The sequence below is a fragment of the Anabaena sp. AL93 genome (assembly GCF_001672085.1).
Lineage (GTDB): Bacteria > Cyanobacteriota > Cyanobacteriia > Cyanobacteriales > Nostocaceae > Dolichospermum > Dolichospermum heterosporum.
In genome coordinates, this window is sequence record NZ_LJOU01000016.1 from 1 (window position 1) to 24,704 (window position 24,704).

The window sequence follows — 24,704 nt, forward strand, 5'->3', positions numbered from 1 at the left end:
GTTGAATCTATAGGAAATAATGCTTGGGTTTCTTCCTTTCCTTTTTTCTTTCTCAGTTGATTGTTTAATTCAGTTATTATCTCCAAAAATACTTGAGTATCTCTCTTTTTACTTGCCTTGGAAAAATTTGATATTTTTAAATCTATCCCTTGATTATTTAGTCTTTGAAATAAATCTCTCATACTCACTATACTTTTATCCATGACATACTGTAACCACACTGATACAAATGAAAATGTGTCCAGAACTGGATAATCTTTTTTGGGCAATGGTTTCAATATTGTTTTGACCACTTCTGGAAAATTCTTTAAGCGCATAATTTGATAATTCTTTATCTGGATTTTTTTAGATTGTATCAAATTATGGTACTTTTTTTTAATCTTTTCCTAACATTCAACACTTCTGGGTTTTTCTTCATGATTTTAAAAGTATTGAAAATGTGAATTAATGAATTACAACTCTTAATTATATGATCTCATGTTGGGTTTCCTTGCGTCAACCCAACCTACGCAAAATTGGCATTTAATAAATCTTCGATCGCACTAGTTTCAGTTGGTAATGCAGCGGTTAAAACTTCACTCCCTGATTCTGTAACTAAGACATCATCTTCAATGCGAATGCCTCGCACATCTGCAAACTGTTCTAAACGTTCCCAATTGACTAAATATTGATATTGAGAACGAGTTTTTGGATCATTTAAAATTGCCGAAACTTGATAAAATCCTGGTTCAATTGTTACTAACATTCCTGGACGTAAGGGACGATTTAATCGTAAATAACTTAAACCAAAACGGCTACTTCTGCTTCTGCCCTGATCATAACCGGCAATGTCTCCCAAATCTTCCATATCATGAACATCTAAACCTAAAAGATGTCCAATTCCGTGAGGAAAAAATAAAGCATGAAGATCCATTTTTACCAAATCTTCTGGTTTACCTTGCAAAATTCCTAAATCTACTAAACCTTCAGCAATTATAGTGGCTGCTAACAGATGAATTTCTGCATATTCTACACCAGGGGCGATGTTTTGAATACAAGCATCATGGGCAGCTAAAACAATATCATAAATGTCTTTTTGGGTTGATGAAAACTTACCAGAAACAGGCCAGGTGCGGGTAATATCAGCCGCCCAACCTGTCTGGGTTTCCGCACCCACGTCGGCTAAAAGTAAATCTCCTGGTTGCAGAGAGTGGTAATAATGATTATTGTGTAAAACTTCACCATGAACTGTAACGATGCTGGTGTAAGCAGTGGTCATGTTCTCAGCCATAATTACTGCTTCCATTGCGGCGCGGACTTCTGATTCTTGTTTAGCTGAAGATGTTGCTGCCATTCCTGCCTTGTGTGCTGTTACACTCACGACCGCTGCTTTACGTAATTCTATCAATGCTGCTGCATCATGGGTAAGCCGCAGAGAAACAATGGCTTTCGCTAGTTCTAAATCAATGCCTTCCAGTTGAGTTTTTGGTAAAATGAATCTATCTAAAAGTTGGGTTTGCTGTGTCCAAGTAGTTGCATCTTGTACTGGCAAGGTCGCCACGTCTTCTAAGTAATTTGCTAATTCTGCCATTGTTTTGGCTTCATCTGCGCCTATTTTGGCGGCAATTTCTTCACGATTTGGGGTTTCTCCATGCCAGAGGGCGCTACTGGGGTGGGGGTCATCTATAAATAGTTGTAGGTTGCCACTTTCTAGGCGAATGGCGGCATTTTGGAGAGGAATTCCGGCGAAATAAAGGAAATGGCTATTGGCGCGGTGGGGGAAGGTATTGGCGGGGAAGTTGCGGGGACTGCTACTACCTGACCAGAGAACGGCGGGTAAGTCTATGATTTCTGCGAGTTTTTGGCGACGGTGACGGAGAATTTCTGGGAGGTTTGTGTACATAGGAGAATTAGATTTTAGTCTCACGCAAAGGCGCAAAGACGCAAAGGTAAGAGTTTTAAAGGTTCAATTTGGGAATTTCATACCTCAATATGGCTACGCCACGCAGGCTATCAGCAACACTAAATTATGTGATTACTTCAAAGGAATGAATTTCTAAAACGGAACCAATCATTGCTGCTGTCATTAAGTCTTCTCGGACTTTTCCGGTAATTTTGGCTTTTTGTCCGGCTTTTAGTAAGGTTTTATCGGAACTTTTGGGGATTTCGTAGGTAACACCATCTTCGGTTACGAAAGCCCAAGCACCAAGTCCAATATTTCGACGTTCGATAGTACCAGTGGTTGTAATAGTCATTTGTTAGTTGTTAGGCAAGGGGCAAGGGGCAAGAGGCAAGAGGCAAGGGGCAAGAGATAAGGGACTTCCAATTAAAAAAATACCCAAAAATTTCTCGTGGTGCGGTCATCTTGCCCGCTAATCATCAAGGACGGGCAGGATGCCCATCCCACAAAATTGGGTAATTTATTTTTTGGTGTTCCCTAAGAGATAAGAGGCAAGAGATAAAACTTTTTTCCCAATTGCCAATTACCAATTACCAATTACCTAATTAAGTAGTTTGTCCGTCTTTTTTCAATGCTAACCGGGCTAGTCCGTAGCAAAGTAAAGCATTGACGAGGAGGAAGATTCGGGCGAGGTTACTATTTCCTAAACCCCAAACGGCTGGATCATAAATAGCGCTAACTGTGAGGAAAGCTGTTATTCCTAAAGTTGCACCAATAGCAAACCATTTCCAACTAGGATGTCCTAAAAATAAGGCTATTAACACAAAGGGAATTAGGACGCTGGCAAAAAGTGGATTTAGTGCGTCTGTTCCCTGTAAGGTGTTGCCTAATTCGGGAATGGAACTACCTAAAATTCGGAAAGGCCATTGGGGAAGATCAAAGATATAAAATCCTTTGAGGAAGAATAAACCAGAACTGCCGAAAATTAAGCCGCTAGATAGAGACCAACTCCAGGCGAAGGGGAAGTAGGTTCGTAAAAACCAAGCCAGGAGGTAAGAGCCTACTACCATGAATATTTTAGGGACTAAAGCGATCGCTCCGCCATCTATCCAAAAGCCAGGATTTAGATAGCCTGAATATTTATTATCCAATTGGGGGGTAACATGATATTGCCTAGCGATCGCTTGTAAGTCCTTCTCAATCACACTTTCTACCACATCTTCCCGAAAATCCAGCAAAATTGTCTCAAACTCACCTTTGGTTGCTAGTCCCTGAAAATTCAGAAACCCAAATATAGCAGCAGCCAGTCCAATCACAAACAAGCACAATAATATAAGTTTTTTCATCACCGCTTCTTGTCAGTTTGCTCACTACCATAACTCATATAGTAGGTAACAGGGAATAGAGAATAATTATCAAGATGGTTATTTGTCTACAAAATAGTTAAATTGCTATATTGTAAAATAGTATTTGGTGGATTTTAGAAAAAATTCTATCTTCTTACCTGTTTTCTCATGAAATTAACGACGCTCCTCTCAAAGAGGCATTACGAATTATTATGGAACGTGGTCTTTTTTGGTTGCCTTTGTTAGTTGCATTTTTCTGGTTAGCTTGGCAAGGTTCACAGGAATTTAAGAAACTTCAAGCTTATCAAATTTGGGCAGAACAATTTGAACGGGCAAAGTATGATATTTATGCAGTATTAGCTCAAAAAGGTAATGATATCACTTGGGGAAAACCAACCACAAAAGGACCCATTGAATTAGAAACTTTTTCCTTATTGGACGTTCAAGAAATCCGCTTTTTAGTGAATGATCATGTAGTAGATATAGAAAATCCTCCCCAAAAAGGTCGCAAAATCGAATTAGAGTTTTTATTAACTACTCCTAAATCAATTCGTGTCCCGTTTACAGAAGTTCCCCTAGCAGCAGAATGGGGTAAATTTTTGCAAAGGACATTGAAGAATTTACAGATAGAAATAACCTAAGGGAACACCAAAAAATAAATTACCCAATTTTGTGGGATGGGCATCCTGCCTGTCCTTGATGATTAGCAGGCAATTCGTCCCGCACCACAAGAAATTTTTGGGTATTTTTTTAATTGGAAGTCCCTAAGAGAACTCCACAGAAAAGATGAACTGCTTGCTTCCCTACGAGGGAATGGGGGTTTCAAAGCATCTCCCCGCACCTCTACCTAACCCTCTCCTAAGAGGCTATCATGTACACACAAGTTAAATTACCCCCATTAATCCCCCCGATGCTTTGGGGGGAAACCGGAAAAATTAGTTCCCTCCCCTTTACAAGGGGAGGGTTAGGGTGGGGTAATTTGAGGAATAATGGTGATTCGATAACTTGTGTGTACACCGTAGCTCCTAAGAGGAGAGGGAAAAGGAATAACATTTAATACTGGAGAGGTTTACCAGAGGGGTTTGTTTATACATTAAAAACTTTTCAAACACCCTCTAAGTATGGGCTGGGTTTCCCCGCCCCAGTTTCTATTCAGCGAAGCGAATTTTCAGATAATCATCTTCCATTTTTGCTCCTGCTGGTTGCAGTGCAGCTAAAGCTTGAGGTAATACTAAATTACGGCGATGATTGCCAATAGTAATATTTAACTCATCTCCAGTTTTACTTAATTGCACTTGGCTTTTGGGAATATTCGGTAAATAGAGTTCTAAGCTGTATTGGTTATTCTCTTGGACAACTCTGAGAGTAGTTTCTTTATAATAAACTTGAGTTGGATCTTCATCTTTGTAGAGAGTTTCTTTCAATCTTTCCAAAGCTGCCAAACCACACAATTCTTCAGAGTATAGAGGTACTTCTTTCACTGGCAAAGGTAAGAAATTATCATGAATTTCTTGACGGTATTGTTCTTGATTTTCCTTCCAGCGTTGGAAAAATGGATCTGTAACCTCTTGAGGAATAATCCGGTTAGCAATTACTAAATCTGTCGCTACATTATACAAACTCAAATAGGCATGAGCGCGAAGAGATTCTTTAATTACCATCTTTTCGGGATTGGTGACTAGACGCACAGAAGTTTGAGTATTGTCAGTTAAGACCTTTTCCAAAGCTTCAATCTGCTCATAAAACTCATAGGGTGCGTCCATTACCTCCTTATCTGGTAAAGAAAAACCAGCAATAGGTTTGAAAAAAGGTTCTACCAGTGGTCTGAGGGCAACGGAAATATTTTGAAACGGTTTGTAGAAACGACGCATATACCAACCGCCAACTTCAGGCAAGCTTAACAGCCGTAATGCTGTACCAGTAGGGGCAGAGTCAATAATTAAAACATCATATTCTCCGTCATCATAATGACGTTTCATTCTCACCAGTCCGAAAATTTCGTCCATACCCGGTAAGATTGCTAACTCTTGCGCTTGTATGCCGTCCAAACCTCTGGCTTGTAAAACTTGGGTAATGTAGCGTTTCACAGCCCCCCAATTACCTTCTAATTCTTGCAGGGCATCTAATTCTGCCCCCCACAAGTTAGGACGAACGAGACGGGCATCATGTCCTAATTCTACGTCAAAGCTATCTGCAAGGGAATGGGCGGGGTCTGTACTTAAAACTAATGTCCGATAGCCGAGTTCCGCACAACGGAGTCCAGTGGCTGCGGCAACGGAGGTTTTACCCACGCCACCTTTCCCTGTCATTAAAATTACTCGCATCAATTATTCCTTATGCCTGGATTTTATTTACATTTATTTACATTATGATGGTTTTTTCCCAGAAATGAAATGTTGCTTAATTACATCTAAGCGAGAACAGTGCCAATAATCAATATGGGAAACAATTAAACCCTCGGCATTCAGACGTAATTCACTCCAGCCAGAAACAGAAATATAGGGTTTCCAGGGTAATGGGGAATTCCAACTCATTGTCCATTCAGTTTTAATAATTTCTGACTGAGATTGGATGTTATGTAAATCTAGTTTCAGATTGAAGAAAAAAGTTTGAATGAATTTAATCATCCATTTATAAAGTTCAATTCCCCGAAACTTGAAAACAGCATCTTGAAAATAAACATTGTCGGCATAAATGCTGTAAGTTTGATTTTCAGGAAATCTAGCATAATCAGCTTTGAGGGTTTCAATAATATTCATAAATTAAGAAAAGTAGGAGTTAGGAGAAAGAAAGAAGAAGTCAGACTGATTGATTCTGACTCGGTGAACTCTTCATCACTGATTTACAAAATTACCAATTACAGTTTGTAGCTTAACTCTAGCACAATCTCTTTCTTCTACAGGTAAACAGGATAAAGCAAATTCAAACTCATCTATCTTTTCAGTTAAGGCATTGACTAATTCTTGTTTACCTTCTTGTAGGCTAAGTTCGGATTTACCTAGATCAATTTCGACGGATTCTAAAGATCCTAAAGTTCCCACAATTAAACTATTTTTGCCATTTTGTTCTAAATCAAGTTGATCTTCTAATTCAGGGCTAATCATTTTTGATTTAGTAATTTCTAAAATCTCCTCAGTTGTACACTCTAAATCAGTTTGGGCTTCTCTTAATAGCTGTGCTGCTTCTTTCAGTTTTTCATTGGCTAGTTCTTCCATAATTTTTTTCTTCTCTAAAAGTAAAGATAATTCTTTTTGAGCGTCCAATAATTCTTGTTGCTGTTCAGCGATTTTAGCGGCTTGGCTTTTGATTTGATTTTGAATTTGTGCAAGTGTCATCATCAGCATTCCTTAAAAATTAATCGAGTATTTTTTGTGCATTTTTTCTCTTGTTGTTGTTTGTTATTTATTCACAAGTTAGAGATATTTGATCATCTTTCCCTGCTCAAGAATTTGGTGCGTTAAGCTACCGCTAACACACCCTACGGATATTTTGCATCAAACCGGATGTATATATAGCAGTTCTTAGCTGAGTGAAATACAAGAACCCCAACCCCCTCCCCGCAAGCAAGGAGGGGACTTATGATGTATTTCATTTAAGTACATACCGCTATATTTGGTTTTTGCCTACTTTAGACGGATTTTGGTAGATATTGACTACCCTACGCTACTTAAATATTGCTCAGAAATCATTGAGGATTCCTAGATATACTTAAAGAAATTGACAAACAATTGCTATGTATGCCTATATTAGAGTAAAAATATTACCATAACCACTCTCACTAAAATAACTTTCGGTTATGAAAAAAGCTGTCTACTGGATAATGGGTGAAAGGGCAGGAAGAACCATAGTTGGAACTTGGAACTGGTTATGGGGAATGCCTGTAGAGTCTGGTGGTAAGGTGGCTGTGGCAGTTGCTGAAGAGTCTCTTCAGTCAATGCAGGAAGCTGTTCAGAAATTGGCGGTTGCGGTTGCGGCTCAGGAAGGGGCTTATAAAACTGCCAAGAATAAATATGAGGCAAAAATTAAAGAATTTAATACCTTAGAGCAGCAAGCTATGGTTGCTCAAAAAGGTGGTAATGAAGAAGGTGCGCGAATGGCTATGAGTAAGGCGATTCAAACGGAGCAAATCTTGCCTAAACTAGCGGAAATGGTGAAACAGGCGGAAACGGCGGTCAAGGCTTCTAAGGATAAGCTGAACCGTGAGCGCATGAAGTTAGAAAGCTACAAAGCGGATATGCAAAATATGAAGGATATGTCAGAGGTGAATGAAGCTCTGGCGATGATTGCTAAGGTCAATAATGAGTTTGATATTGGCTCTGCTAAGAGTGATTTTGAAAAGGCTAAGGGGGCTGTGGAACGTCGAAATTTACAGACGGAAGCTTTGGCGGAATTATCGGAAAATCCTGCCGAAAAAATGCAAGCTGAGATTGAAAGTATGACATTAGATGACGAAGTTGCTCGTCGTTTGCAAAGATTACAAGATTCCCAATCTAAACAATTACCAGAATAATTAGGAATTTATGAGTCAGAGAAGCGGTCCACCTCCTATTGTGTTTATTTTGCTATTTTCAGGGCTTTTGGGTGGTGGTTACTGGTGGTTTTTTATGCGTAATCCTGCCCCAAATCCGACAGCTACGCAGCCAGAAAGTAATTCCCCTGCTGGTGAGACAACTACTCCCACTACTCCCACTTCTGCGGCTTTCCCGTTACCAACGACAGTAGCCAGTGGTACGACTGTAAAGATAGACGGTTCTACGAGTATGGTGACAATTAACCAAAATCTCAGGAAGGGGTTTGAGAAACAGTTTCCTGGTACGAAGGTAGAGGCTGTGGGGAATGGGACTGATAAGGGAATTCAGGATCTATTGGCTGGTAAAGTGGATATTGCGGCGGCTTCTAGACCTTTGACAGCACAGGAGCAAGGTCAGGAATTGAAGTCTGTCACCATAACACAAGATGCGATCGCTCTGATAGTCGGTAAGGCAAATCCCTTTAATAGAGGATTAACCAGTAGTCAAATTGCAGATATATTTCAGGGAAAAATTAATAATTGGTCAGCAGTGGGTGGTCTATCTGCGACTATCCGCGTCATTAATCGTCCAGCCATTAGTGGCACACATCAAACTTTTAAAGAATTAGTCTTAAAAGGAGCTAATTTCGGGACTACACCCAACATTACGACCTTACCCCAAGATGCGACCACTCCCTTAGTTCAAGCTTTGAAAACAGATGGTATCGGCTATGCGACTTTTGCTCAAGTTGCTAATCAGCAAACCGCGCGAGTCGTGGCTATTGAAGGCTTGACTCCAGAGGCGGCTAGTTATCCCTATAAGCGATCGCTGTATTATGTCTATAAAGACCCTGCTAGTGCTGGAGTGCAAGCATTTTTAGGTTATGCTACTTCACCTCAAGGACAACAGGCTTTAACATTAGGCAACTAATCTAGGAAAAATAAGCAGTTAGATTTAGGAGTTAGCGGTTAAAATGAGTTCTGACTCCTGAATTCTGACTTTTGTATTCTATTTTATTTATACTATCTTCTGTGACTAGAACTCGTGAACCCTTAATTAGTTTGGCACTGTATCACGCCTTTAAGTGGTCGGTGGTTAGTCCCGTATTACACGCATACTTTCGGGGCAAGATTTATGGCGCAGAAAATGTCCCCCAATCTGGTGCTGTCATAGTCGTTAGTAATCATGCTAGTTATTTTGACCCTCCCATAGTTTCTAGTTGTGTCCGTCGTCCCGTCGCGTACATGGCTAAGGAAGAATTATTTAAAGTTCCTGTTTTAGCACAAGCAATTAAATTATACGGCGCGTATCCTGTCAGTCGTGGCAGTGCTGACCGCAATGCAATTCGTTCTGCTTTAGAGTATTTAGCAAATGGTTGGGCTGTGGGTGTGTTTTTAGAAGGTACACGCACGAATGATGGTCGCATTCATGACCCGAAAAGAGGTGCAGCCCTCCTCGCAGCTAAGGCCAAAGCTCCTTTTTTACCGGTAAGTTTATGGGGAAGTGAGCAGATTTTACAACCGGGTTCTTCTCTACCCCGTTCTGTACCTTTGACTATTAGAATTGGTCAGTTAATTGATGCTCCCAGTTCTACTAATAAGGAAGAGTTGGAAAGAGTTACTCAAATGTGTGCGAAGGCAATTAATGAAATGCACGATTTGGGCAGGTAAAATTTATTAGATTGTCAGAATCAGGATGTCCAGGATTTGAGGATTTGCAGGATGTGATTGTTTAATTATTGGTTATTTATTTATGATGAGGATGAAGTAAGATGAGTCTCATCTATAAACCATCAAATAGCAATCCTGTAAATCCTTTAATCTTGTAAATCCTGATTCTGACAATTATTAGTTTCTCTATAATTCAAAGCTTATGAATAATTTTATATTGTAAAATCAAAATAATAACTAAAAAAGTGGGGAATTATGTCGGAGTTACGGGAAAAATTACAGCAAAATCTTGATGAAGCCGAATGGGAGTGGTTAATTCCCCATGTCCAAAAAGATGCGGTGATTTTGGTAGCGGAGAATTTGGATTTATTAGATGTGGGAGAAGCGATCGCTAGTGATAATATTCTTTCAGTGCAACATTGGATAGATGAACAATTATTAGCCAAACCGACAATAGATCAGGTGGGAGAATGGAATCTCAACCGTGAGAAGCGATTTAATGCTCTGATTGTTGAACCTTATGTCATCATCAAAGAAATAGCCACTGTCTAAAATACAGTCATTTTGAGATTTTATTCGGGAACTGCTAACAATAAATTATCCGGGGTTGCTGAATTGAGGTATGAAATTCCCAAATTGAACCTTTAAAACTCAAACCTCAGTGCGTCTTTGCGCCTTTGCGTGAGACTAAAATTCATCCTCTTAATCAGCAACGCCAATTATCCTATTTACCAATACAGAAACGGCTGAAAATCCGATCTAAAACTGATTCTGTAACTTCTTCTCCGGTGATTTCTCCTAATGCTTGAATTGCTCCTCTTAAGTCAATTGTCCAAAAATCTAAGGGTAATTTATCGGTGATTGTCATTTGCACTTGTGCTAAGTCAATCTTCGCTTTTGTTAAAGCTGCTGCTTGTCGTTGATTAATTGCTAAATCTAGATCAGCGGCTTGAACTTTTCCTTGTTGAACTGTTTCTAAAATCGCTGTTTCTAAATTATCAATTCCTTGATTTATGGCTGCGGCTGTGACGATTTTGGATTTTGGATTTTGGATTTTAGATTGTAAAGTTTCTTGTTCTGCTGTTGAAATTAGGTCAATTTTATTAATGACTAAAATTACCGGGCGGTGTTTTACTTGTTCATAAATTTCTTGATCTGCGGGTGTCCAACCTGCGGCTGCATCTATGGTAAATAATACCAAATCAGCGTCATTAGCGGCACGATGCGATCGCTCTACACCGATTTTTTCAACTTGATCTGCTGTTTCCCGAATCCCGGCTGTATCTAGCACTTGGACAGGAATGCCGCCCACAACTAACTGTGATTCTATCACATCGCGGGTTGTTCCTGGTAAGTCGGTGACAATAGCGCGATCGCTCTGACTCCAAGCATTTAATAAACTCGATTTTCCCACGTTTGGTCGCCCAACTATCGCCACTTTTAAACCAGTTCGTAATAATTCACCTTTGTCTTTTGTGGCTAATAATTTGCTAATTTCCGCTGTCACTTGCTCAATATCTGCAATAATTCTCTGCTGATCTAAAGGTGGTAAATCCTCCTCAAAATCAATTCTGGCTTCGATTTCTGCCAAAATATCTAAACAATTAGCCCGTAATTTGCGGATAGGTTGGGCTAATTTACCTTGTAATCCAGCTAGAGCCGTTTGAGCAGCTTGAGGTGATTTTGCTCCCACCAAATCGGCGATACTTTCCGCTTGGGTTAAGTCTAATCTACCATTTAAAAACGCTCTTAATGTAAATTCTCCCGGTTGAGCTAATCTTGCGCCATTTTCCAAACATAGTTGTAATACTTGTTGTACCGCCATAATTCCCCCATGACAATGGAATTCTACCACATCTTCACGGGTAAAAGAACGGGGGGCTTTCATTATTAATAATAAAGCCTCATCAATAATTTGCTTAGTTTGGGGTTGACGAATATAACCATAAAGAATCTGATGACTTGACCAAACTTGTCGCCCTGGGGCGTAAAATAGATTGTGAGCGATCGCCATTGCCAGATCACCGGAAACCCGGACAATACCCACGCTACCCTGTTGAGGGACAACAGCAGTAGCGATCGCCGCAATAGTTCCAGTGTTAGCTAATAATTCCGACATGAACAGTTTTTCTACAAATTCAAAAACAGGCGATAAAGTGTAATATTAAACCACTAAAGTCCCATAGTATCGCAAAGTGGCATTAAAAATTAAAAATTATGTTGATTGAACTAAAAAAAGCAATTGCTCATTTAAATATCCCCGCAGATTGGGTAGGAATCAGAGCCGTAAAAACAACTTCTACAGATCATTCTGTCCGTGATGGTTTACCCCAAAGCAACGGTAAATCATTGAATATGGGAGCAATGATCGAAGTCATCGTTAATGGTTGTTTAGGTTATGCCGCTACCAACTCCTTACATATCTCCAGTTTACAAAAAGCTGCGGAAATCGCCTATAAACAAGCAATTGCAGCTAGTAAATGGTGGATATATCCAATTAGTGAAAATACCCGTCCTCAAGTCATTGGTGAATATAAATCACCATGTTTAGAACCATTTAACGCTATTACTCCCGGAGAAATCAACGATTTACTCATTCAAATTTGTCAGCAACTCAAAATTAGCGATAAAATCGTGCAAACCACAGCTACAGTCGGCACAGATCAAAAAGAAACTTGGTTTGTCAGTAGCAATGGTTCAGAAGTATATCAAAATATTTTATCTCTTAGTCATCATTTTGGGGCGATCGCTCAAGACGGTGCAATCGTCCAACAACGTAGCAACAACGGCGCTCACGCCAACTCTTATCAAGGAGGTTGGGAACTTTTTAAACAAGATAATTTATGGCATCAAGTTCAAAAAGTTGGTGAACAAACATTAGAATTATTAACAGCAGAAGAATGTCCAAATACCCAGACTAACCTAGTTTTAGCACCAGATCAAATGATGCTCCAAATTCATGAAAGTATCGGACATCCTTTAGAAATTGACCGCATTTTAGGAGACGAACGCAACTATGCCGGCGGTAGCTTTGTTACCAAAGATGATTTTGGTAAATTAGAATATGGTTCACCCCTTATGAATATCACCTTTGATCCTACAGTATCAGGTGAATTTGCCAGTTATGGTTTTGATGATACTGGTGCAGTAGCCAGCAAAGAATATGTAATTAAAAAAGGCATTTTACAACGTGGTTTAGGCAGTTTAGAAAGTCAAGCAAGAGCAGATTTACCCGGTGTTGCTTGTGCGCGAGCTTGTTCTTGGAATCGTCCCCCAATAGACAGAATGGCTAACTTAAATCTAGAACCAGGAAACGCCACCTTTGAAGAAATCATCTCAGGAATAGAACAGGGAATTTACATGGAATCTAACCGTTCTTGGTCAATAGATGATCAACGTTATAAATTTCAATTTGGTTGTGAATATGCCAAATTAATTGAAAACGGCAAACTTACCAAAACCCTGCGTAATCCTAACTATCGTGCCACCACACCAGAGTTTTGGCATAGTTTAATTCAAGTTGGAAATAACACTAATTGGCAAATTTACGGCACACCTTTCTGCGGTAAAGGAGAACCAAATCAAGCCATTTCTGTAGGACATGGTTCACCCGTTTGTGCATTTGCAAACGTCGAAGTTTTTGGTGGTGGTTAATGAATTTTCTGATTTAGGTTGTGGTGAGTTAAAGTAGGTTGGGTTAAGCGACAGCGCAACCCAACAAAAAGATTAAAGATTAATACATTATTATATTATTAATCTTGAATTAATGCTACAATCAACAAGTAACTACTTGATGCCATATCAATATAAATATCAACCTTTAGAACCCAATGAAAAAGGACATTTATGGAGTGAACAGTTAGGTTTATATTTAGGAATTCACCAAGGACTGTTAAGGTATTTTACCCCAGCAGGAGAGTTAGTTCCCACACCTGAAGAAACCGCAGAAAAAGAAGCGAGAAAATCAGAACGTTTAGCAGCAAAATTGCGGGAACTAAATATAAATCCTGATAGAATTTAATCCCGTTGCTAGGTTACTCTGTTGCTTAATCTAACAGGTTGTTTTAAACGTCTAAATTCAGATTAAGTAGGTGAACACAATAAAACCAAACTGTGTAAAGAAATGTAAAATCGCCTAAACCCTCTTCACTCTTGCCTCTTGCCTTTTGCCTTGCCATAACGACAATTTTCAACGCCAACCTACTTATGGTAAAATTAAAATATACTACTATACTTGTTACCTCTGAGAAGTATGAGCATCTACCCAGATTTTCAAGCACAAGGCTATGAGGTTATTAGAGAATTAGGACGCAACCGCGAAGGTGGTAGAATTACTTGGTTAGCAACAAATCTTAACACAAACCAACCAGAAGTAATTAAACAGTTTTGTTTTGCTCAAGCGGGTTCAAGTTGGTCTGGTTCAGAAGCCCACGCACGAGAAATACAGGTACTTAAAGGATTAAATCATCCTGGTATTCCCAGTTATTTGCAATATCTAATTATGTATTCGGCGTGGTGTGCGGCTGTATAACGTTTATTTACTGTCGAAATGAGGCTATGGCTGTGGGTGTGGGTTGGGGTGTGGGTTGCGCTATGGCTGTGGGTCGGTTGGGTATGGCTGTGGGTTGGGCTGTGACTGTGGGTGTGGGTTGGGCTGTGACTGTGGGTGTGGTTACGGCTATAAGTATGGTTATGGCTGTGACTTTGGCTGTGGACATGGCTAAAGAGGCTAAAAACTTGTTTACTAATATACTAATACTACTCATATTGAGTAGTATAGGATTGGGAATTAGTGTGGGAACGGGAATAATAATAGGCTTTAACTCATTTATTTTGTTAGCACTGACTGGAACAGGTTTAACGACACTTTTCATGCTGCTTTATCCACCCTTAAAAAGACGTAAATTAATTGCTAAATATCGTCAGTCTGAGGAATCTTTAATTAAGCCGTGAAAATATCAGTCATGTAGGTTGGGTTAAGCGACAACGCAACCCAACAAAAGATATAATAAAAATGTCTGAATCAGGATATCCAGGATTTAAGGATTTACAGAATAATGTCAGAATCAGGATATCCAGGATTAAAGGATTTACAGGATGAAGAGATTAAATATTTATTGTCTGAATCAGGATATCCAGGATTTAAGGATTTACAGGATGAAGAGATTAAATATTTTTAATGATCACCAAATTCTATTAATCTACCAATTCTGTCAATGATGATAACAAAGCCTGATAGCGTGGCGTATCCCAGGATATATGGAATTCAATTGTTTTCTGAATGAACTATCTTTGAGAAACACACAATTATTTAATTATTCAAATCATCAAAATCCAAATTCATACAAAAATCCTGTAAATCCTTTAATCCTGGATATCCTGATTCAGACAAAAATATTTAATTATTCAAATCATCAAAATCCAAATTCATACAAAAATCCTGTAAATCCTTTAATCCTGGATATCCTGATTCAGACAAAAATATTTAATTATTCAAATCATCAAAATCCAAATCCCAACAAAAATCCTGTAAATCCTTTAATCCTGGACATCCTGATTCAGACAAAAATATTTAATTATTCAAATCATCAAAATCCAAATCCCAACAAAAATCCTGTAAATCCTTTAATCCTGGACATCCTGATTCAGACAAAAATATTTAATTATTCAAATCATCAAAATCCAAATCCCAACAAAAATCCTGTAAATCCTTTAATCCTGGACATCCTGATTCAGACAAAAATATTTAATTATTCAAATCATCAAAGTCATGTAGGTTGGGTTAAGCAACAGCGCAACCCAACAAAAGAATAATATAATGTTGGGTTTTCTCAACCCAACCTACATAATGCTATAATCAACAAATAACTACTTGGTATCACATCATGATGATTACTCAAGAATTAGAATGTAAAGAAAACATCTCCCAAGATGTAATATTTCCCCCAAGTGATTTATATAGTGATGAACCAACTGTGGAAACAGAACTACATCTAGAGCAAATTATGCTCTTAATTAAATGTCTCAAATGGTTATGGAAAGATAGAAATGATTTCTATGCTGCGGGAAATCTCACCATTTACTATAGTCCTAATCAGAAAAAATCTGAATATTTCCGAGGTCCAGATTTCTTTGTTGTCTTGGGAACAGAACGCAAAACCCGGAAAAGTTGGGTTGTTTGGGAAGAAGATGGTAAATATCCTAATTTCATTTTAGAAATTCTCTCACCAACTACAGCTAATACAGATAGAGAATATAAAAAAGAACTTTATCAAAATACTTTTCGCACACCGGATTACTTTTGGTTCGACCCTTATACACTAGAATTTGCAGGTTTTCATTTAGTAGACGGAGAATATCAACCTTTAGAACAAAATCAGCAAGGACATTTGTGGAGTCGTCAGCTAGGTTTATATTTAGGAATTTATCAAGGACTATTACGGTATTTTACCCCAGCAGGAGAGCTAGTTCCCACACCTGAAGAAACCGCAGAACAGGAAACTAAAAGAGCAGAAAAAGAAGCGAGAAAATCAGAACGTTTAGCAGCAAAACTGCGGGAATTAAATATAGATCCTGATACAATTTAATCCAGTTGCTAATTTACTCTGTTGCTTAACCTGGGAGGTTGTTTTAAAAGTCTAGATTCATAATTTAAGCAGAATACTACCGAATTTATACAACAGATTAAACAAACAAAACACCCTTTAGTCATGTAGGTTCGGTTGCGCTGTCGCTTAACCCAACAAAAGAATAATATAATGTTGGGTTTTCTCAACCCAACCTACGTAATGCTATAATCAATAAATAACTACTTGGTATCATATCATGATGATTACTCAAGAATTAGAATGCAAAGAAAACATCTTCCCAGATGTAATATTTCCTCCTAGTGATTTATATAGTGATGAACCTCCCGTGGAAACAGAACTACATCTACGACAAATAATTTTACTTTTCAAATGTTTAGAATGGTTATGGAAAGGTAGAACAGATTTCTATGCTGCGGGAAATTTGACTATTTACTATAGTCCTAATCAAAAAAAATCACAATTTTTCCGAGGTCCTGATTTTTTCGTCGTCTTGGAAACTGAACGCAAAACTCGGAAAAGTTGGGTAGTGTGGGAAGAAGATGGTAAATATCCTAATTTCATTTTAGAAATTCTTTCACCAAGTACAGCTAATACTGATAGAGAATACAAAAAAGAACTTTATCAAAATACTTTCCGCACACCGGATTACTTTTGGTTTGACCCTTATACACTAGAATTTGCAGGTTTTCATTTAGTAGATAATAAATATCAACCTTTAGAACCCAATGAAAAAGGACATTTATGGAGTCAACAGTTAGGTTTATACTTAGGAATTAACCAAGGACTATTAAGGTATTTTACCCCAGCAGGAGAGTTAGTTCCTACACCGGAAGAAACCGCAGAAGAGGAGACTAAAAAAACAGCAATACAAATGCAAAGAGCCGAAATAGAAGCCCAAAGAGCAAAAATAGAAACCCAAAGAGCCGAATGGGAAGCTAGAAGAGCAGAACGTTTAGCCGCAAAATTGCGAGAATTAAATATTGATCCAGATACAATTTAAACCATGAAACTTGAAGAATTATCAACTTTAGAAAAAACTTTTAATCAACTCATCGAAACTCTGCTGAATAAAAAAGCAGAACATGAACATTTCACCGTCAGACTTAGCAGCGAAAGCAGTCAATTTACCCGCTTTAATTCTGCGAAAGTGAGACAAACAGGTTGTGTTCATGATGGTTCGATTCAATTGACCTTAATGGCTAATCAACGCAGTAGTTCTCGTCAGTTTCCCTTGACTGGAAATTGGGACGTAGATTGGGAATTAGCATCCACCGCTTTACAAGAATTACGTGATGAATTACCATTATTACCAATTGATCCTTATTTGGTTTTACCATCAGGAAATAATAGCAGTCGAGAAATTAATACTGGTAAATTATTAACTCCAGAAATATTAGTTCCCAGTATCCTCGAAACTGTGACTAATTTAGATTTTACGGGAATGTATGCTGGAGGAATTGTTATCAGAGGTTATGGTGATTCTAGCGGACAAAAACACTGGTTTGTGACTGATTCATTTAACTTAGATTATTCCTTATTTATGGCATCAGGACAAGCTGTAAAAGGAACTTTTGCCGGAAGTGAATGGAATGAAGCTGCTTATTTAGCTAAAATAAATGATGGGAAACAGCAAATAGAAATGCTATCTCGTCCAGTTAAAGAATTACCCAAAGGACAATATAAAACTTATTTTGCTCCGGCTGCGGTGGCTGAATTATTGGGTATGCTTTCCTGGGGTGCTATCAGTGAAGCTGATATTCAACAAGGTAATAGTGCTTTAGCTGCTTTATCACGTCAAGAAAAACAACTTTCCCCAAAATTCACATTAAAAGAAAATTTTCAAAGTGGTTTAGTTCCCAGATTTAATAATTTGGGAGAAATAGCTGCACCGGAATTAACATTAATTGAAAAAGGGATTTTAATTAATAGCTTAGTTAATTCTCGCACTGCGAAGGAATATAATAAACCTGCTAATGGTGCGAATGGTTCAGAAACATTACGTTCTCCAGAAATCAGCCTTGGTAATTTGGCTTTTGAGCAGATTTTACCCAGTTTAGATACAGGATTATATGTTTCTAATTTACATTATTTGAATTGGAGCGATCGCCCATCTGGCAGAATTACAGGAATGACTCGTTATGCGTGCTTTTGGGTAGAAAACGGCGAAATCATTGCCCCCATAGCCAACCTGCGCTTTGATGAAAGTCTCTATCGTTTTTGGGGTGCAGAAAATCTCGTTGATTTAACCAACTTCCAAGAATTTATTCCCGAAGTCGGAACTTACGGAAGCCGACAATTAGGAGGAAGTTTAGTTCCCGGTATGTTGGTAAACAATTTCACCTATACATTATAAACCTTCAACATTTTACCGCTTATTGGGTAGTTGGTAGCGATAGCGTCTCGTATCCCTTACGGGACAGAAGGAATTAAAGATAGCACGACCTAGCGATCGCAGCAATTCTCATTTTGAGAATGTGATATTATCCTAATAAAACCATTGCATTCAAGCTGGAGAGCCAAATGGCAAAACCAAAAAATATACCGCCAGAAATAGAAATTACTGATGAGCAAAAACAAGCTGCGGAAATGGAAATTCGGGAAAAACAGAAAGTAGTTGACTATGACACCAAAGAATACCCAGTAGAGGTACTAGTCAAGAAATATACAGAGGGATTAGAGGATGACACCAGTGAGTTGTATATACCAGACTATCAACGACACATGATTTGGGAAGAAGCTCGACAGTCAAAGTTTATTGAATCTATTATGCTAGAACTCCCAATTCCATATATCTTTGTTGCTGATTTGCGACCGAAAGATTATGATATTGATGATTTAGCTCGGCTAGAAATTGTTGATGGTACTCAACGTATTCGTACTTTACGTAGATTTATTAATAATGAGCTAAAGCTATCTGGACTAGAAAAATTGACACAACTCAATAACTTCAAATTCAAAGATTTACCCCTTGCAAGACAAAGACGCTTCAATCGAGCTAATCTTCGCATGATTGTATTGACTGATAAAGCCGATGAAGAAACACGGAGAGACTTATTTGAACGCATCAACACAGGTAGTGTGCCATTGAATGACATGGAGATACGTAGAGGTGTATCCCCTGGTCCGTTTGTTAAAATTCTTGAAGAATTAGCTAAATATCCTAAATTCGATCAACTATGCCCATTATCAGATGCTGCTAAACTTAAACGAGAACGAGAGGAATTTGTGTTACGTTTTTTTGCATATCTAAATAATTATAAGAATTTTGGTCATCGAGTTGATCTGTTTCTGGATGAATATCTAAAAGAACATAATAACAATGAAATAAACAAAGAGGAAATGAAAAATGAATTTTATAGAATGTTAGATTTTGTCGAAAAATATATACCAAATGGATTTACCAAGGGAACAGGTCATGTCAGAACACCAAGAATTAGATTTGAAGCTATTTCTGTAGGTGTTGCACTTGCTTTGAGAGAGAACAGTGATTTGGTACCAAAATCAATGAAATGGTTAGATTCACAAGAGTTTAAAACACATACTACCTCGGACTCAAGTAATTCCAAACCTAAAGTAATTGCTCGTATTGAATATGTTCGTGATCAAATTTTGAAATAATTTACTATGCAAACGGTGATTTTAGACTTCAATACCCGTGTTGAAGAGGTGAATAAATACTTCAACTTTCTGAAAGAATTAACTGCGGAAAATACTAAGTTAACAGTATTAGAAGAGAACGGAGATCAGACAATTAAGCCTATTGATCCTGAACTAGTAATAACTCTCAAAGCTAATGGTTTTTTACTTCTCTATAATTTAGTAGAATCAACTATGCGTAATGCTATAGAAGCTATTTTTGAGGAGCTAAAGAGCAGGAGAGTTTCTTTTGATTCTGTTAGAATCGAAGTTAAGAAGATAGTGCTTTATAATTTTAAGAATCGATCTCCTGATGATGTTCATTCTAGAATAACGGATATTTCTACTGATATTATTAAAGCAGGGTTTAATAGGAGAAAATTATTTTCAGGTAATGTTAATAGAGATAAAATTGCAAAAACAGCAAGGGAATATGGATTTTCTTGCCATACTGACTATACTAAAACAAAGCATGGTGAAAATTTAGATGCTGTTATGGAAAAAAGGAATGATTTAGCACATGGTAATAAATCATTTGCAAGTGTTGGTAGAACTGTGACAATTGGAGATATTGTACAGATTAAAGACGAAGTGGTAGAATATCTTAGACAGATATTGATAAACATTGAAAATTATTTAGATAACCAAGAGTATTTACATTCGGACAATAGATAAATTTGACATATTTATTGGAGATGCTCCAAAATACTCCTCCCTATAACTTCTCCCAATTTAACAGGAACAGCATTACCAATTAATCTTCCTATAGAAATAGCTGCTAAATTTTCATGAGGAGCTATGAATTGGTAATTTGCTGGAAAAGTTTGTAGTAATGCTGCTTCTCTCAATGTAATAGCTCTATCTTGTTCAGGATGTCCAAATCTACCATTACCAAAGCCAAAACATTGTGTTGTGATAGTGGGTCCAGGTTTGTCCCATTCCATGCGACCATATACACTAGAATAACTTTTACCAGTCTTTTTTGTATGACATTTAGCAATTAATTCTGGAGGCCAATCTCGCCAAGTTCCTCCAGGTTTTGAAGCCCGAATACGTTTAAGATTAAGGTTAGACAATTTGCTGCATAAATGGAGTTTATCAGTTTTAGATTGTTCACCCGCAGCTAGTGGTTCTAAATATGCAATAGTTTTTCTAACCGTTTCGTATCTTTCTTTATTATGAGTTTGTGGAATTAAATTGATTTTACCAAATTTTGAAGCAAGTAAAACTAAACGTCTTCGAGATTGAGGGATTCCGTAATTTAGACAATTAACTTCATAAGGCTCGATATAATACTTTGAATTTGCTAAATTCTCAATAAATTCCTGAAAAACTGCATGATATTTTAACTGAAGCACATTTTCCATAGAAATGATATCTGGTTCAGATTCTTTGACTAAACGGACAAAATCTTGTAAAAGTTTCCATTTAGATTGTTTGTCATTATAACGTCTTGAATAATTAGAGAATGGTTGACAAGGCGCACATCCTGCTAAGATTTTTATACTGCTTCCAGAAAAATGCTCTGCTAAATCAGAACCGCTAAGATTCTCTATATCTTGTAATATAAACTTCGCTTTGTTATTATGTTCATAAGGAAACTTACAGGCAGGATCAATATCATACCCAACTTTTACCGGAAGACCTGCTTGCTCAAATCCATGAGTTAGTCCTCCAGCACCACAAAATAAATCCACAGTAGCAATACTGACAGTCATTTCTCTCCTATTTTTGAGATATATAGCCCAACTAGTTAGACTAGCGCATTTCTCCTATTACTACAAGATGGTGGACAGTCGGCATATATTTATTTTTATGTTATCTAGTGGTGAACTAATAAAAAAGATATTGCAGACGGGAAATAAAAAATTAGCCCAAAAAGTGATCACTCCTCCTATTCTACTACGATAAGCTAAGAGGCAAGCGTGCGATCGCTCTTTAAAATCCCGGAGATTTTTACATGGTTTCTACAGAAATTCTCAATAGCTTACACACTCTCAGTCGTGCAGATAAACTGTACATCATGCAGGTTTTGATATCTGAACTAGCTCAAGAAGAAACTAACTTAATTAAACCTGATCAATCTTATCCAGTTTGGTCACCTTATGATGCCTTTGAGGCTGCAAATACCATGTTAGAAGTCTTGCAAGCAGCTAAATCTCAAAACAATGACTAATCCTGAAATATATCCTTTTATTACCGTTAATTCTGAGTTAGGTGAAGCTGGATTTCGTCCATATTTTCCGCTAAAAATAACATATCAAAAACTCTCACTACAAACTTATGCTTTATTTGACAATTCACATTGCCTATAGTTTGAAAATAAAAATATTTATATGAAACTACACTCCTTGGAAATAAAAAACTTTCGTGCTATTAACGATATCTCTTTAGATTTTACCGATTTACTTAGTCGTCCTCGACCTATAAATTTAATTGTTGGTCCTAATGGTTCTGGGAAAACTTCCATTTTAGATGCCATTCATGTTGTAGTTAAAGTCTTTGAAAATCCAAAAACTCCATCCTTAAGAGAAGGTTTAGAATATAATGTGCAACAATTAGTTAGATGTAGAGGAAATATAGCTCAAATTGCATTTGAATATTCTATTGAAAGAGATGAAGCTGAAGCTATTAATGATGTTTATTCATCACTTGAATTAGACCAAAACTTTGATTTATCAAACCCAGTTCCACCTTTAGAAAGTCCAGCAAAAGTTATTTGGTATTATCCAAATAGAAAACTAAATACAAAGAATTTATGTGATTATGATATTTCACCTGGAAATTCTATTAAAGTTTTAGGTGCAAGAGGTAGAGCTTCTCAGGCAATATCTAAAAATCGTCAAACTTCACAAATATTTGATAGAATTGGCGGAGTTTGCTATTTAGATCAAAGACGTACTGTAAGATTATTTAAGAGTTTTAATAAACAAAATCAGGAAGATCAAAATGCACATAGCGATGTTTTATTATGGTTAAATCAATATTACCGTAAAGATTTAACATGGAACGAGGAAAAATATGGTGAATCGTATTGGAAAAGAGTTCAAAGATTATTTAATAAAATTTGTTTTCCTTCAGAATTAATAGGTTTAGAGTCAGGTCCCGATTCTGATACTGTGATTCTCAAAAGAAAGAGTGTAGAATATGATTTATTACAAATGAGTTCAGGAGAACATCAAATTTTAAGAATTTTAGTTGGTTTAGCAGCAGATACCGCTAAAAATTCTATTGTTCTTATTGACGAAGTTGAACTACATTTACATCCTGCTTGGCAAAAAAGATTAATTCAAGTTTTACGAAAGGATGAATCAAATAATCAATATATTTTCACCACCCATTCTCCAACTGTGGCAGAAATGTTTTATGATTCGGAAATTATTAATTTGGGTGAGTTGGAAGAAAAATAATGAAAATAGAGAACGATTTGCCTTTCGTTATTACATATTTTACAGTATTTTTCATCCTGTAAATCCTTAAATCCTGGAAATCCTGATATGGCTTGCGCCACGCTTCGCTATCAGACAAAAAGTCAAAAAGTCCCTATCAACTAGAACCCGTGTATGTAATCATTGTGGGTTCAAGATAGAGACTTAAAAATGAGATTGTCAAAGACTACTCAAAAATCTAACCTAACAACTCAATGTTAGAAAAGATGAAATCTTGAATAGAAATACGTTCTGCGATTTCCGTGCGGATTTCCCGACGGTTGAGAATGTAGTAATTTCCTACCTTTTCATATTCATCAGTAAAATCGCTTTTACCGCCCTTTTGAGCGCCAGTTTCGGGGTCATGATAAACAGAATTGTAGGTGTGAGAAAGATATCCTTCTCCAGTATCGTGACTGCTGAAAGTGTCAATAGTCACAAAAGTACCGTGAATTAAACGGTGAACGTGGCAAACTTCATTGTTACGCACTTTGTACTTATCTCCTTCCGACTTTCCACCAACAAAAAGTTCTACTGCACCGGTTGCGTCAGTGCTACCATATCTAAAAGTATTTGCGCCGTGAGTTTGTTCAAACGCCCGACGGACGCGGTGAACGGCGATTTCCCAAGCTTGTCCGTGAATGGCTTTTTTAGCAGCTTCGTCTTCCACATTCAGAACTTCTGCCTTCATATTGGCATCAATCCGCACTTGACCTTTGATCACTTGGTCATCATACTTATAAGTAATATCTGCGGTATAGCCAGGGAAATTTTCATCCCAAGTATAACGGTTTTGATAGGCAGCCTGAAAAAGTTCTTGGGCTGAGATTTGAGTAACTGTCATCGTGCTTGTCCTCTGGTTACAAGTTAAAATAGCTTTTTATCGTTGCTGGTATTAGCATAGAGGTAATTATCGAGGTTCGCATAGACCCCAAATGGGTACACTTATGGCTAAAACTCTCCACGCCATTTTCCAAGCGATCGCCAATGTCCAAAATGAGCAAGAATTAAAACTAGCTCTCATGGATACCATTGGCGACCATTTTGCAGTACAACATTGGGGTATTGATCTCCTAGATGACCAATTAAATACTCAAATTGAAATTCCCGAAATTCCTGCTGTCTGCTTAGAAGCTAACCCCATTGGGCGTTATGTTGTCGAACGTCACGCCCCCACCCATGAGCAATTAATTTTATCCCCAGAAGACTGGAAAAACTATTGCACTCGTCACGAACACGTGATGACTGGTCCGATAGTTTGTAATGGTCAATTAGTGGGGACTTTAAATTTTGCTCGTGACCCCGGAAGTCAGCCCTTTGATAGTAATGATTTAGCTGATTTAAGTGCAGTTTGTTTACATTTATCAGCAAAAATGGCCACACTCCAAGCACAACCAAAAACCTTTGCATCTGCTGGTAATTGTCCCCTGACAGCGCGGGAATTAGAAATTGCCAGATTAGTAGCCCAAGGTTTAACTAATGGGGAAATAGCCGTTAAATTATGGATTACTCAAAATTCTGTCAAGCAAGCTTTAAAAAGGATGTTCCGTAAATTAGACGTTTCCACTCGTGCGGAAATGGTAGCAAAACTACAAGATAGATTAGTTTCCTCATAGCTATAAAAAAATGATAGAGCATAGATCC

The 24,704-nt window shown here is 37.6% G+C and carries 26 protein-coding genes and 3 pseudogenes; 19 read left to right on the forward strand and 10 right to left on the reverse strand.

Annotated features, from left to right (window positions below; genetic code table 11):
- The 4 genes and pseudogenes from AN486_RS05885 to AN486_RS05900 all read right to left on the reverse strand — a co-directional run.
- Window positions 1-317, reverse strand: a pseudogene (locus tag AN486_RS05885) (IS4 family transposase); the annotation flags it as partial.
- Window positions 318-505: 188 nt separating this feature from the next.
- A complete protein-coding gene (locus AN486_RS05890; protein WP_290599594.1) occupies window positions 506-1,882 on the reverse strand; it encodes an aminopeptidase P family protein in 1,377 nt (458 codons plus the stop codon).
- A 124-nt stretch (window positions 1,883-2,006) separates the two neighbouring features.
- Window positions 2,007-2,234 carry a hypothetical protein gene (locus AN486_RS05895; protein ID WP_039199568.1) on the reverse strand — a complete coding sequence of 76 codons (228 nt, stop codon included), beginning with the start codon at window positions 2,232-2,234 and terminating at the stop codon, window positions 2,007-2,009.
- 250 nt (window positions 2,235-2,484) lie between these two features.
- A pseudogene (locus tag AN486_RS05900) lies at window positions 2,485-3,015 on the reverse strand (DUF5942 domain-containing protein); the annotation flags it as partial.
- 422 nt (window positions 3,016-3,437) lie between these two features.
- Between AN486_RS05900 and AN486_RS05905 the strand changes: the two are divergent.
- On the forward strand, window positions 3,438-3,866 hold the full coding sequence (locus AN486_RS05905) for a hypothetical protein (RefSeq protein WP_053538991.1): 429 nt from the start codon (window positions 3,438-3,440) through the stop codon (window positions 3,864-3,866).
- A 507-nt stretch (window positions 3,867-4,373) separates the two neighbouring features.
- Here the strand turns inward: AN486_RS05905 and AN486_RS05910 are convergent.
- From AN486_RS05910 to AN486_RS05920, 3 genes are all read right to left on the reverse strand, one after another.
- Window positions 4,374-5,549, reverse strand: a complete 1,176-nt coding sequence (locus AN486_RS05910; protein ID WP_053538990.1) for a TRC40/GET3/ArsA family transport-energizing ATPase — start codon at window positions 5,547-5,549, stop codon at window positions 4,374-4,376.
- Window positions 5,550-5,591: 42 nt separating this feature from the next.
- Window positions 5,592-5,984: a DUF2358 domain-containing protein gene (locus AN486_RS05915; RefSeq protein WP_168636047.1), complete on the reverse strand. Its 393-nt coding sequence runs from the start codon at window positions 5,982-5,984 to the stop codon at window positions 5,592-5,594.
- Between the two features lie 75 nt (window positions 5,985-6,059).
- Window positions 6,060-6,563: a hypothetical protein gene (locus AN486_RS05920; protein ID WP_168636048.1), complete on the reverse strand. Its 504-nt coding sequence runs from the start codon at window positions 6,561-6,563 to the stop codon at window positions 6,060-6,062.
- A 458-nt stretch (window positions 6,564-7,021) separates the two neighbouring features.
- On the opposite strand from AN486_RS05920, the gene AN486_RS05925 reads away from it, so the two are divergent.
- The 4 genes from AN486_RS05925 (at window position 7,022) to AN486_RS05940 (ending at window position 9,958) form a co-directional block, all read left to right on the forward strand.
- The gene (locus tag AN486_RS05925; RefSeq protein ID WP_053538987.1) at window positions 7,022-7,735 is read left to right on the forward strand and encodes a PspA/IM30 family protein; all 714 of its coding nucleotides are present in this window, start codon (window positions 7,022-7,024) and stop codon (window positions 7,733-7,735) included.
- Between the two features lie 10 nt (window positions 7,736-7,745).
- Window positions 7,746-8,666, forward strand: a complete 921-nt coding sequence (locus AN486_RS05930; RefSeq protein WP_290599601.1) for a phosphate ABC transporter substrate-binding protein — start codon at window positions 7,746-7,748, stop codon at window positions 8,664-8,666.
- Window positions 8,667-8,767: 101 nt separating this feature from the next.
- Entirely contained in the window at window positions 8,768-9,406 is a 639-nt protein-coding gene (locus AN486_RS05935; RefSeq protein ID WP_039202124.1) for a 1-acyl-sn-glycerol-3-phosphate acyltransferase, read from the forward strand.
- Window positions 9,407-9,661: 255 nt separating this feature from the next.
- Complete coding sequence (locus AN486_RS05940) at window positions 9,662-9,958, forward strand: DUF2288 domain-containing protein (protein ID WP_053538985.1); 297 nt, start codon at window positions 9,662-9,664, stop codon at window positions 9,956-9,958.
- A gap of 172 nt (window positions 9,959-10,130) precedes the next feature.
- Here the strand turns inward: AN486_RS05940 and mnmE are convergent, their stop codons facing one another.
- Window positions 10,131-11,525, reverse strand: a complete 1,395-nt coding sequence (gene mnmE / locus AN486_RS05945; RefSeq protein ID WP_190384305.1) for a tRNA uridine-5-carboxymethylaminomethyl(34) synthesis GTPase MnmE — start codon at window positions 11,523-11,525, stop codon at window positions 10,131-10,133.
- A gap of 98 nt (window positions 11,526-11,623) precedes the next feature.
- On the opposite strand from mnmE, the gene AN486_RS05950 reads away from it, so the two are divergent.
- The 11 genes and pseudogenes from AN486_RS05950 to AN486_RS06000 all read left to right on the forward strand — a co-directional run bounded on the left by AN486_RS05950 (window position 11,624) and on the right by AN486_RS06000 (window position 20,307).
- A complete protein-coding gene (locus tag AN486_RS05950) occupies window positions 11,624-13,060 on the forward strand; it encodes a TldD/PmbA family protein (protein WP_290599606.1) in 1,437 nt (478 codons plus the stop codon).
- Between the two features lie 154 nt (window positions 13,061-13,214).
- Window positions 13,215-13,427 (forward strand): annotated as a pseudogene (locus tag AN486_RS05955) (Uma2 family endonuclease); the annotation flags it as partial.
- Between the two features lie 231 nt (window positions 13,428-13,658).
- Window positions 13,659-13,937 carry a hypothetical protein gene (locus AN486_RS05960; protein ID WP_053538981.1) on the forward strand — a complete coding sequence of 93 codons (279 nt, stop codon included), beginning with the start codon at window positions 13,659-13,661 and terminating at the stop codon, window positions 13,935-13,937.
- Between the two features lie 26 nt (window positions 13,938-13,963).
- Window positions 13,964-14,359 carry a hypothetical protein gene (locus tag AN486_RS05965; protein ID WP_290599608.1) on the forward strand — a complete coding sequence of 132 codons (396 nt, stop codon included), beginning with the start codon at window positions 13,964-13,966 and terminating at the stop codon, window positions 14,357-14,359.
- 104 nt (window positions 14,360-14,463) lie between these two features.
- Window positions 14,464-14,586 carry a hypothetical protein gene (locus AN486_RS05970; protein ID WP_257720902.1) on the forward strand — a complete coding sequence of 41 codons (123 nt, stop codon included), beginning with the start codon at window positions 14,464-14,466 and terminating at the stop codon, window positions 14,584-14,586.
- A 79-nt stretch (window positions 14,587-14,665) separates the two neighbouring features.
- On the forward strand, window positions 14,666-15,220 hold the full coding sequence (locus AN486_RS05975) for a hypothetical protein (protein WP_290599610.1): 555 nt from the start codon (window positions 14,666-14,668) through the stop codon (window positions 15,218-15,220).
- Between the two features lie 71 nt (window positions 15,221-15,291).
- On the forward strand, window positions 15,292-15,993 hold the full coding sequence (locus AN486_RS05980; RefSeq protein WP_053538978.1) for a Uma2 family endonuclease: 702 nt from the start codon (window positions 15,292-15,294) through the stop codon (window positions 15,991-15,993).
- Window positions 15,994-16,231: 238 nt separating this feature from the next.
- Window positions 16,232-16,996, forward strand: coding sequence for a Uma2 family endonuclease (locus AN486_RS05985; protein ID WP_053538977.1), 765 nt, complete (start codon window positions 16,232-16,234; stop codon window positions 16,994-16,996).
- A gap of 3 nt (window positions 16,997-16,999) precedes the next feature.
- Window positions 17,000-18,349, forward strand: a complete 1,350-nt coding sequence (locus AN486_RS05990; RefSeq protein WP_053538976.1) for a TldD/PmbA family protein — start codon at window positions 17,000-17,002, stop codon at window positions 18,347-18,349.
- Window positions 18,350-18,516: 167 nt separating this feature from the next.
- On the forward strand, window positions 18,517-19,614 hold the full coding sequence (locus tag AN486_RS05995; RefSeq protein WP_199924422.1) for a DUF262 domain-containing protein: 1,098 nt from the start codon (window positions 18,517-18,519) through the stop codon (window positions 19,612-19,614).
- A 6-nt stretch (window positions 19,615-19,620) separates the two neighbouring features.
- A complete protein-coding gene (locus AN486_RS06000) occupies window positions 19,621-20,307 on the forward strand; it encodes an MAE_28990/MAE_18760 family HEPN-like nuclease (protein ID WP_290599615.1) in 687 nt (228 codons plus the stop codon).
- Window positions 20,308-20,318: 11 nt separating this feature from the next.
- Here the strand turns inward: AN486_RS06000 and AN486_RS06005 are convergent, their stop codons facing one another.
- Window positions 20,319-21,350: a DNA cytosine methyltransferase gene (locus AN486_RS06005; protein ID WP_053538974.1), complete on the reverse strand. Its 1,032-nt coding sequence runs from the start codon at window positions 21,348-21,350 to the stop codon at window positions 20,319-20,321.
- Window positions 21,351-21,592: 242 nt separating this feature from the next.
- On the opposite strand from AN486_RS06005, the gene AN486_RS06010 reads away from it, so the two are divergent.
- Complete coding sequence (locus tag AN486_RS06010; protein WP_053538973.1) at window positions 21,593-21,808, forward strand: hypothetical protein; 216 nt, start codon at window positions 21,593-21,595, stop codon at window positions 21,806-21,808.
- Window positions 21,809-21,968: 160 nt separating this feature from the next.
- Entirely contained in the window at window positions 21,969-23,042 is a 1,074-nt protein-coding gene (locus tag AN486_RS06015; RefSeq protein WP_053538972.1) for an AAA family ATPase, read from the forward strand.
- Between the two features lie 217 nt (window positions 23,043-23,259).
- On the opposite strand, the gene AN486_RS06020 is transcribed toward AN486_RS06015, so the two are convergent.
- A complete protein-coding gene (locus AN486_RS06020) occupies window positions 23,260-23,904 on the reverse strand; it encodes a DUF3386 domain-containing protein (RefSeq protein WP_053538971.1) in 645 nt (214 codons plus the stop codon).
- A gap of 103 nt (window positions 23,905-24,007) precedes the next feature.
- On the opposite strand from AN486_RS06020, the gene AN486_RS06025 reads away from it, so the two are divergent.
- Complete coding sequence (locus AN486_RS06025) at window positions 24,008-24,676, forward strand: LuxR C-terminal-related transcriptional regulator (RefSeq protein ID WP_027400901.1); 669 nt, start codon at window positions 24,008-24,010, stop codon at window positions 24,674-24,676.
- Window positions 24,677-24,704: the final 28 nt, after the last annotated feature.

Excerpts from the sequence above, each read along its gene's own strand:
- AN486_RS05960 (WP_053538981.1), top strand. The coding sequence starts at position 13,659 with ATGAGCATCTACCCAGATTTTCAAGCACAAGGCTATGAGGTTATTAGA.
- AN486_RS06005 (WP_053538974.1), bottom strand. The coding sequence starts at position 21,350 with ATGACTGTCAGTATTGCTACTGTGGATTTATTTTGTGGTGCTGGAGGA.
- AN486_RS06010 (WP_053538973.1), top strand. The coding sequence starts at position 21,593 with ATGGTTTCTACAGAAATTCTCAATAGCTTACACACTCTCAGTCGTGCA.
- AN486_RS06015 (WP_053538972.1), top strand. The coding sequence starts at position 21,969 with ATGAAACTACACTCCTTGGAAATAAAAAACTTTCGTGCTATTAACGAT.
- AN486_RS06020 (WP_053538971.1), bottom strand. The coding sequence starts at position 23,904 with ATGACAGTTACTCAAATCTCAGCCCAAGAACTTTTTCAGGCTGCCTAT.
- AN486_RS05980 (WP_053538978.1), top strand. The coding sequence starts at position 15,292 with ATGATGATTACTCAAGAATTAGAATGTAAAGAAAACATCTCCCAAGAT.
- AN486_RS05970 (WP_257720902.1), top strand. The coding sequence starts at position 14,464 with ATGTCAGAATCAGGATATCCAGGATTAAAGGATTTACAGGATGAAGAG.
- AN486_RS05925 (WP_053538987.1), top strand. The coding sequence starts at position 7,022 with ATGAAAAAAGCTGTCTACTGGATAATGGGTGAAAGGGCAGGAAGAACC.
- AN486_RS05975 (WP_290599610.1), top strand. The coding sequence starts at position 14,666 with ATGGAATTCAATTGTTTTCTGAATGAACTATCTTTGAGAAACACACAA.
- AN486_RS05915 (WP_168636047.1), bottom strand. The coding sequence starts at position 5,984 with ATGAATATTATTGAAACCCTCAAAGCTGATTATGCTAGATTTCCTGAA.
- AN486_RS05930 (WP_290599601.1), top strand. The coding sequence starts at position 7,746 with ATGAGTCAGAGAAGCGGTCCACCTCCTATTGTGTTTATTTTGCTATTT.
- AN486_RS05940 (WP_053538985.1), top strand. The coding sequence starts at position 9,662 with ATGTCGGAGTTACGGGAAAAATTACAGCAAAATCTTGATGAAGCCGAA.
- AN486_RS05950 (WP_290599606.1), top strand. The coding sequence starts at position 11,624 with ATGTTGATTGAACTAAAAAAAGCAATTGCTCATTTAAATATCCCCGCA.
- AN486_RS05905 (WP_053538991.1), top strand. The coding sequence starts at position 3,438 with ATGGAACGTGGTCTTTTTTGGTTGCCTTTGTTAGTTGCATTTTTCTGG.
- AN486_RS06000 (WP_290599615.1), top strand. The coding sequence starts at position 19,621 with ATGCAAACGGTGATTTTAGACTTCAATACCCGTGTTGAAGAGGTGAAT.
- AN486_RS05910 (WP_053538990.1), bottom strand. The coding sequence starts at position 5,549 with ATGCGAGTAATTTTAATGACAGGGAAAGGTGGCGTGGGTAAAACCTCC.
- AN486_RS05895 (WP_039199568.1), bottom strand. The coding sequence starts at position 2,234 with ATGACTATTACAACCACTGGTACTATCGAACGTCGAAATATTGGACTT.
- AN486_RS05995 (WP_199924422.1), top strand. The coding sequence starts at position 18,517 with ATGGCAAAACCAAAAAATATACCGCCAGAAATAGAAATTACTGATGAG.
- AN486_RS05990 (WP_053538976.1), top strand. The coding sequence starts at position 17,000 with ATGAAACTTGAAGAATTATCAACTTTAGAAAAAACTTTTAATCAACTC.
- AN486_RS05890 (WP_290599594.1), bottom strand. The coding sequence starts at position 1,882 with ATGTACACAAACCTCCCAGAAATTCTCCGTCACCGTCGCCAAAAACTC.
- AN486_RS06025 (WP_027400901.1), top strand. The coding sequence starts at position 24,008 with ATGGCTAAAACTCTCCACGCCATTTTCCAAGCGATCGCCAATGTCCAA.
- AN486_RS05985 (WP_053538977.1), top strand. The coding sequence starts at position 16,232 with ATGATGATTACTCAAGAATTAGAATGCAAAGAAAACATCTTCCCAGAT.
- AN486_RS05920 (WP_168636048.1), bottom strand. The coding sequence starts at position 6,563 with ATGATGACACTTGCACAAATTCAAAATCAAATCAAAAGCCAAGCCGCT.
- mnmE (WP_190384305.1), bottom strand. The coding sequence starts at position 11,525 with ATGTCGGAATTATTAGCTAACACTGGAACTATTGCGGCGATCGCTACT.
- AN486_RS05965 (WP_290599608.1), top strand. The coding sequence starts at position 13,964 with ATGGCTGTGGGTGTGGGTTGGGGTGTGGGTTGCGCTATGGCTGTGGGT.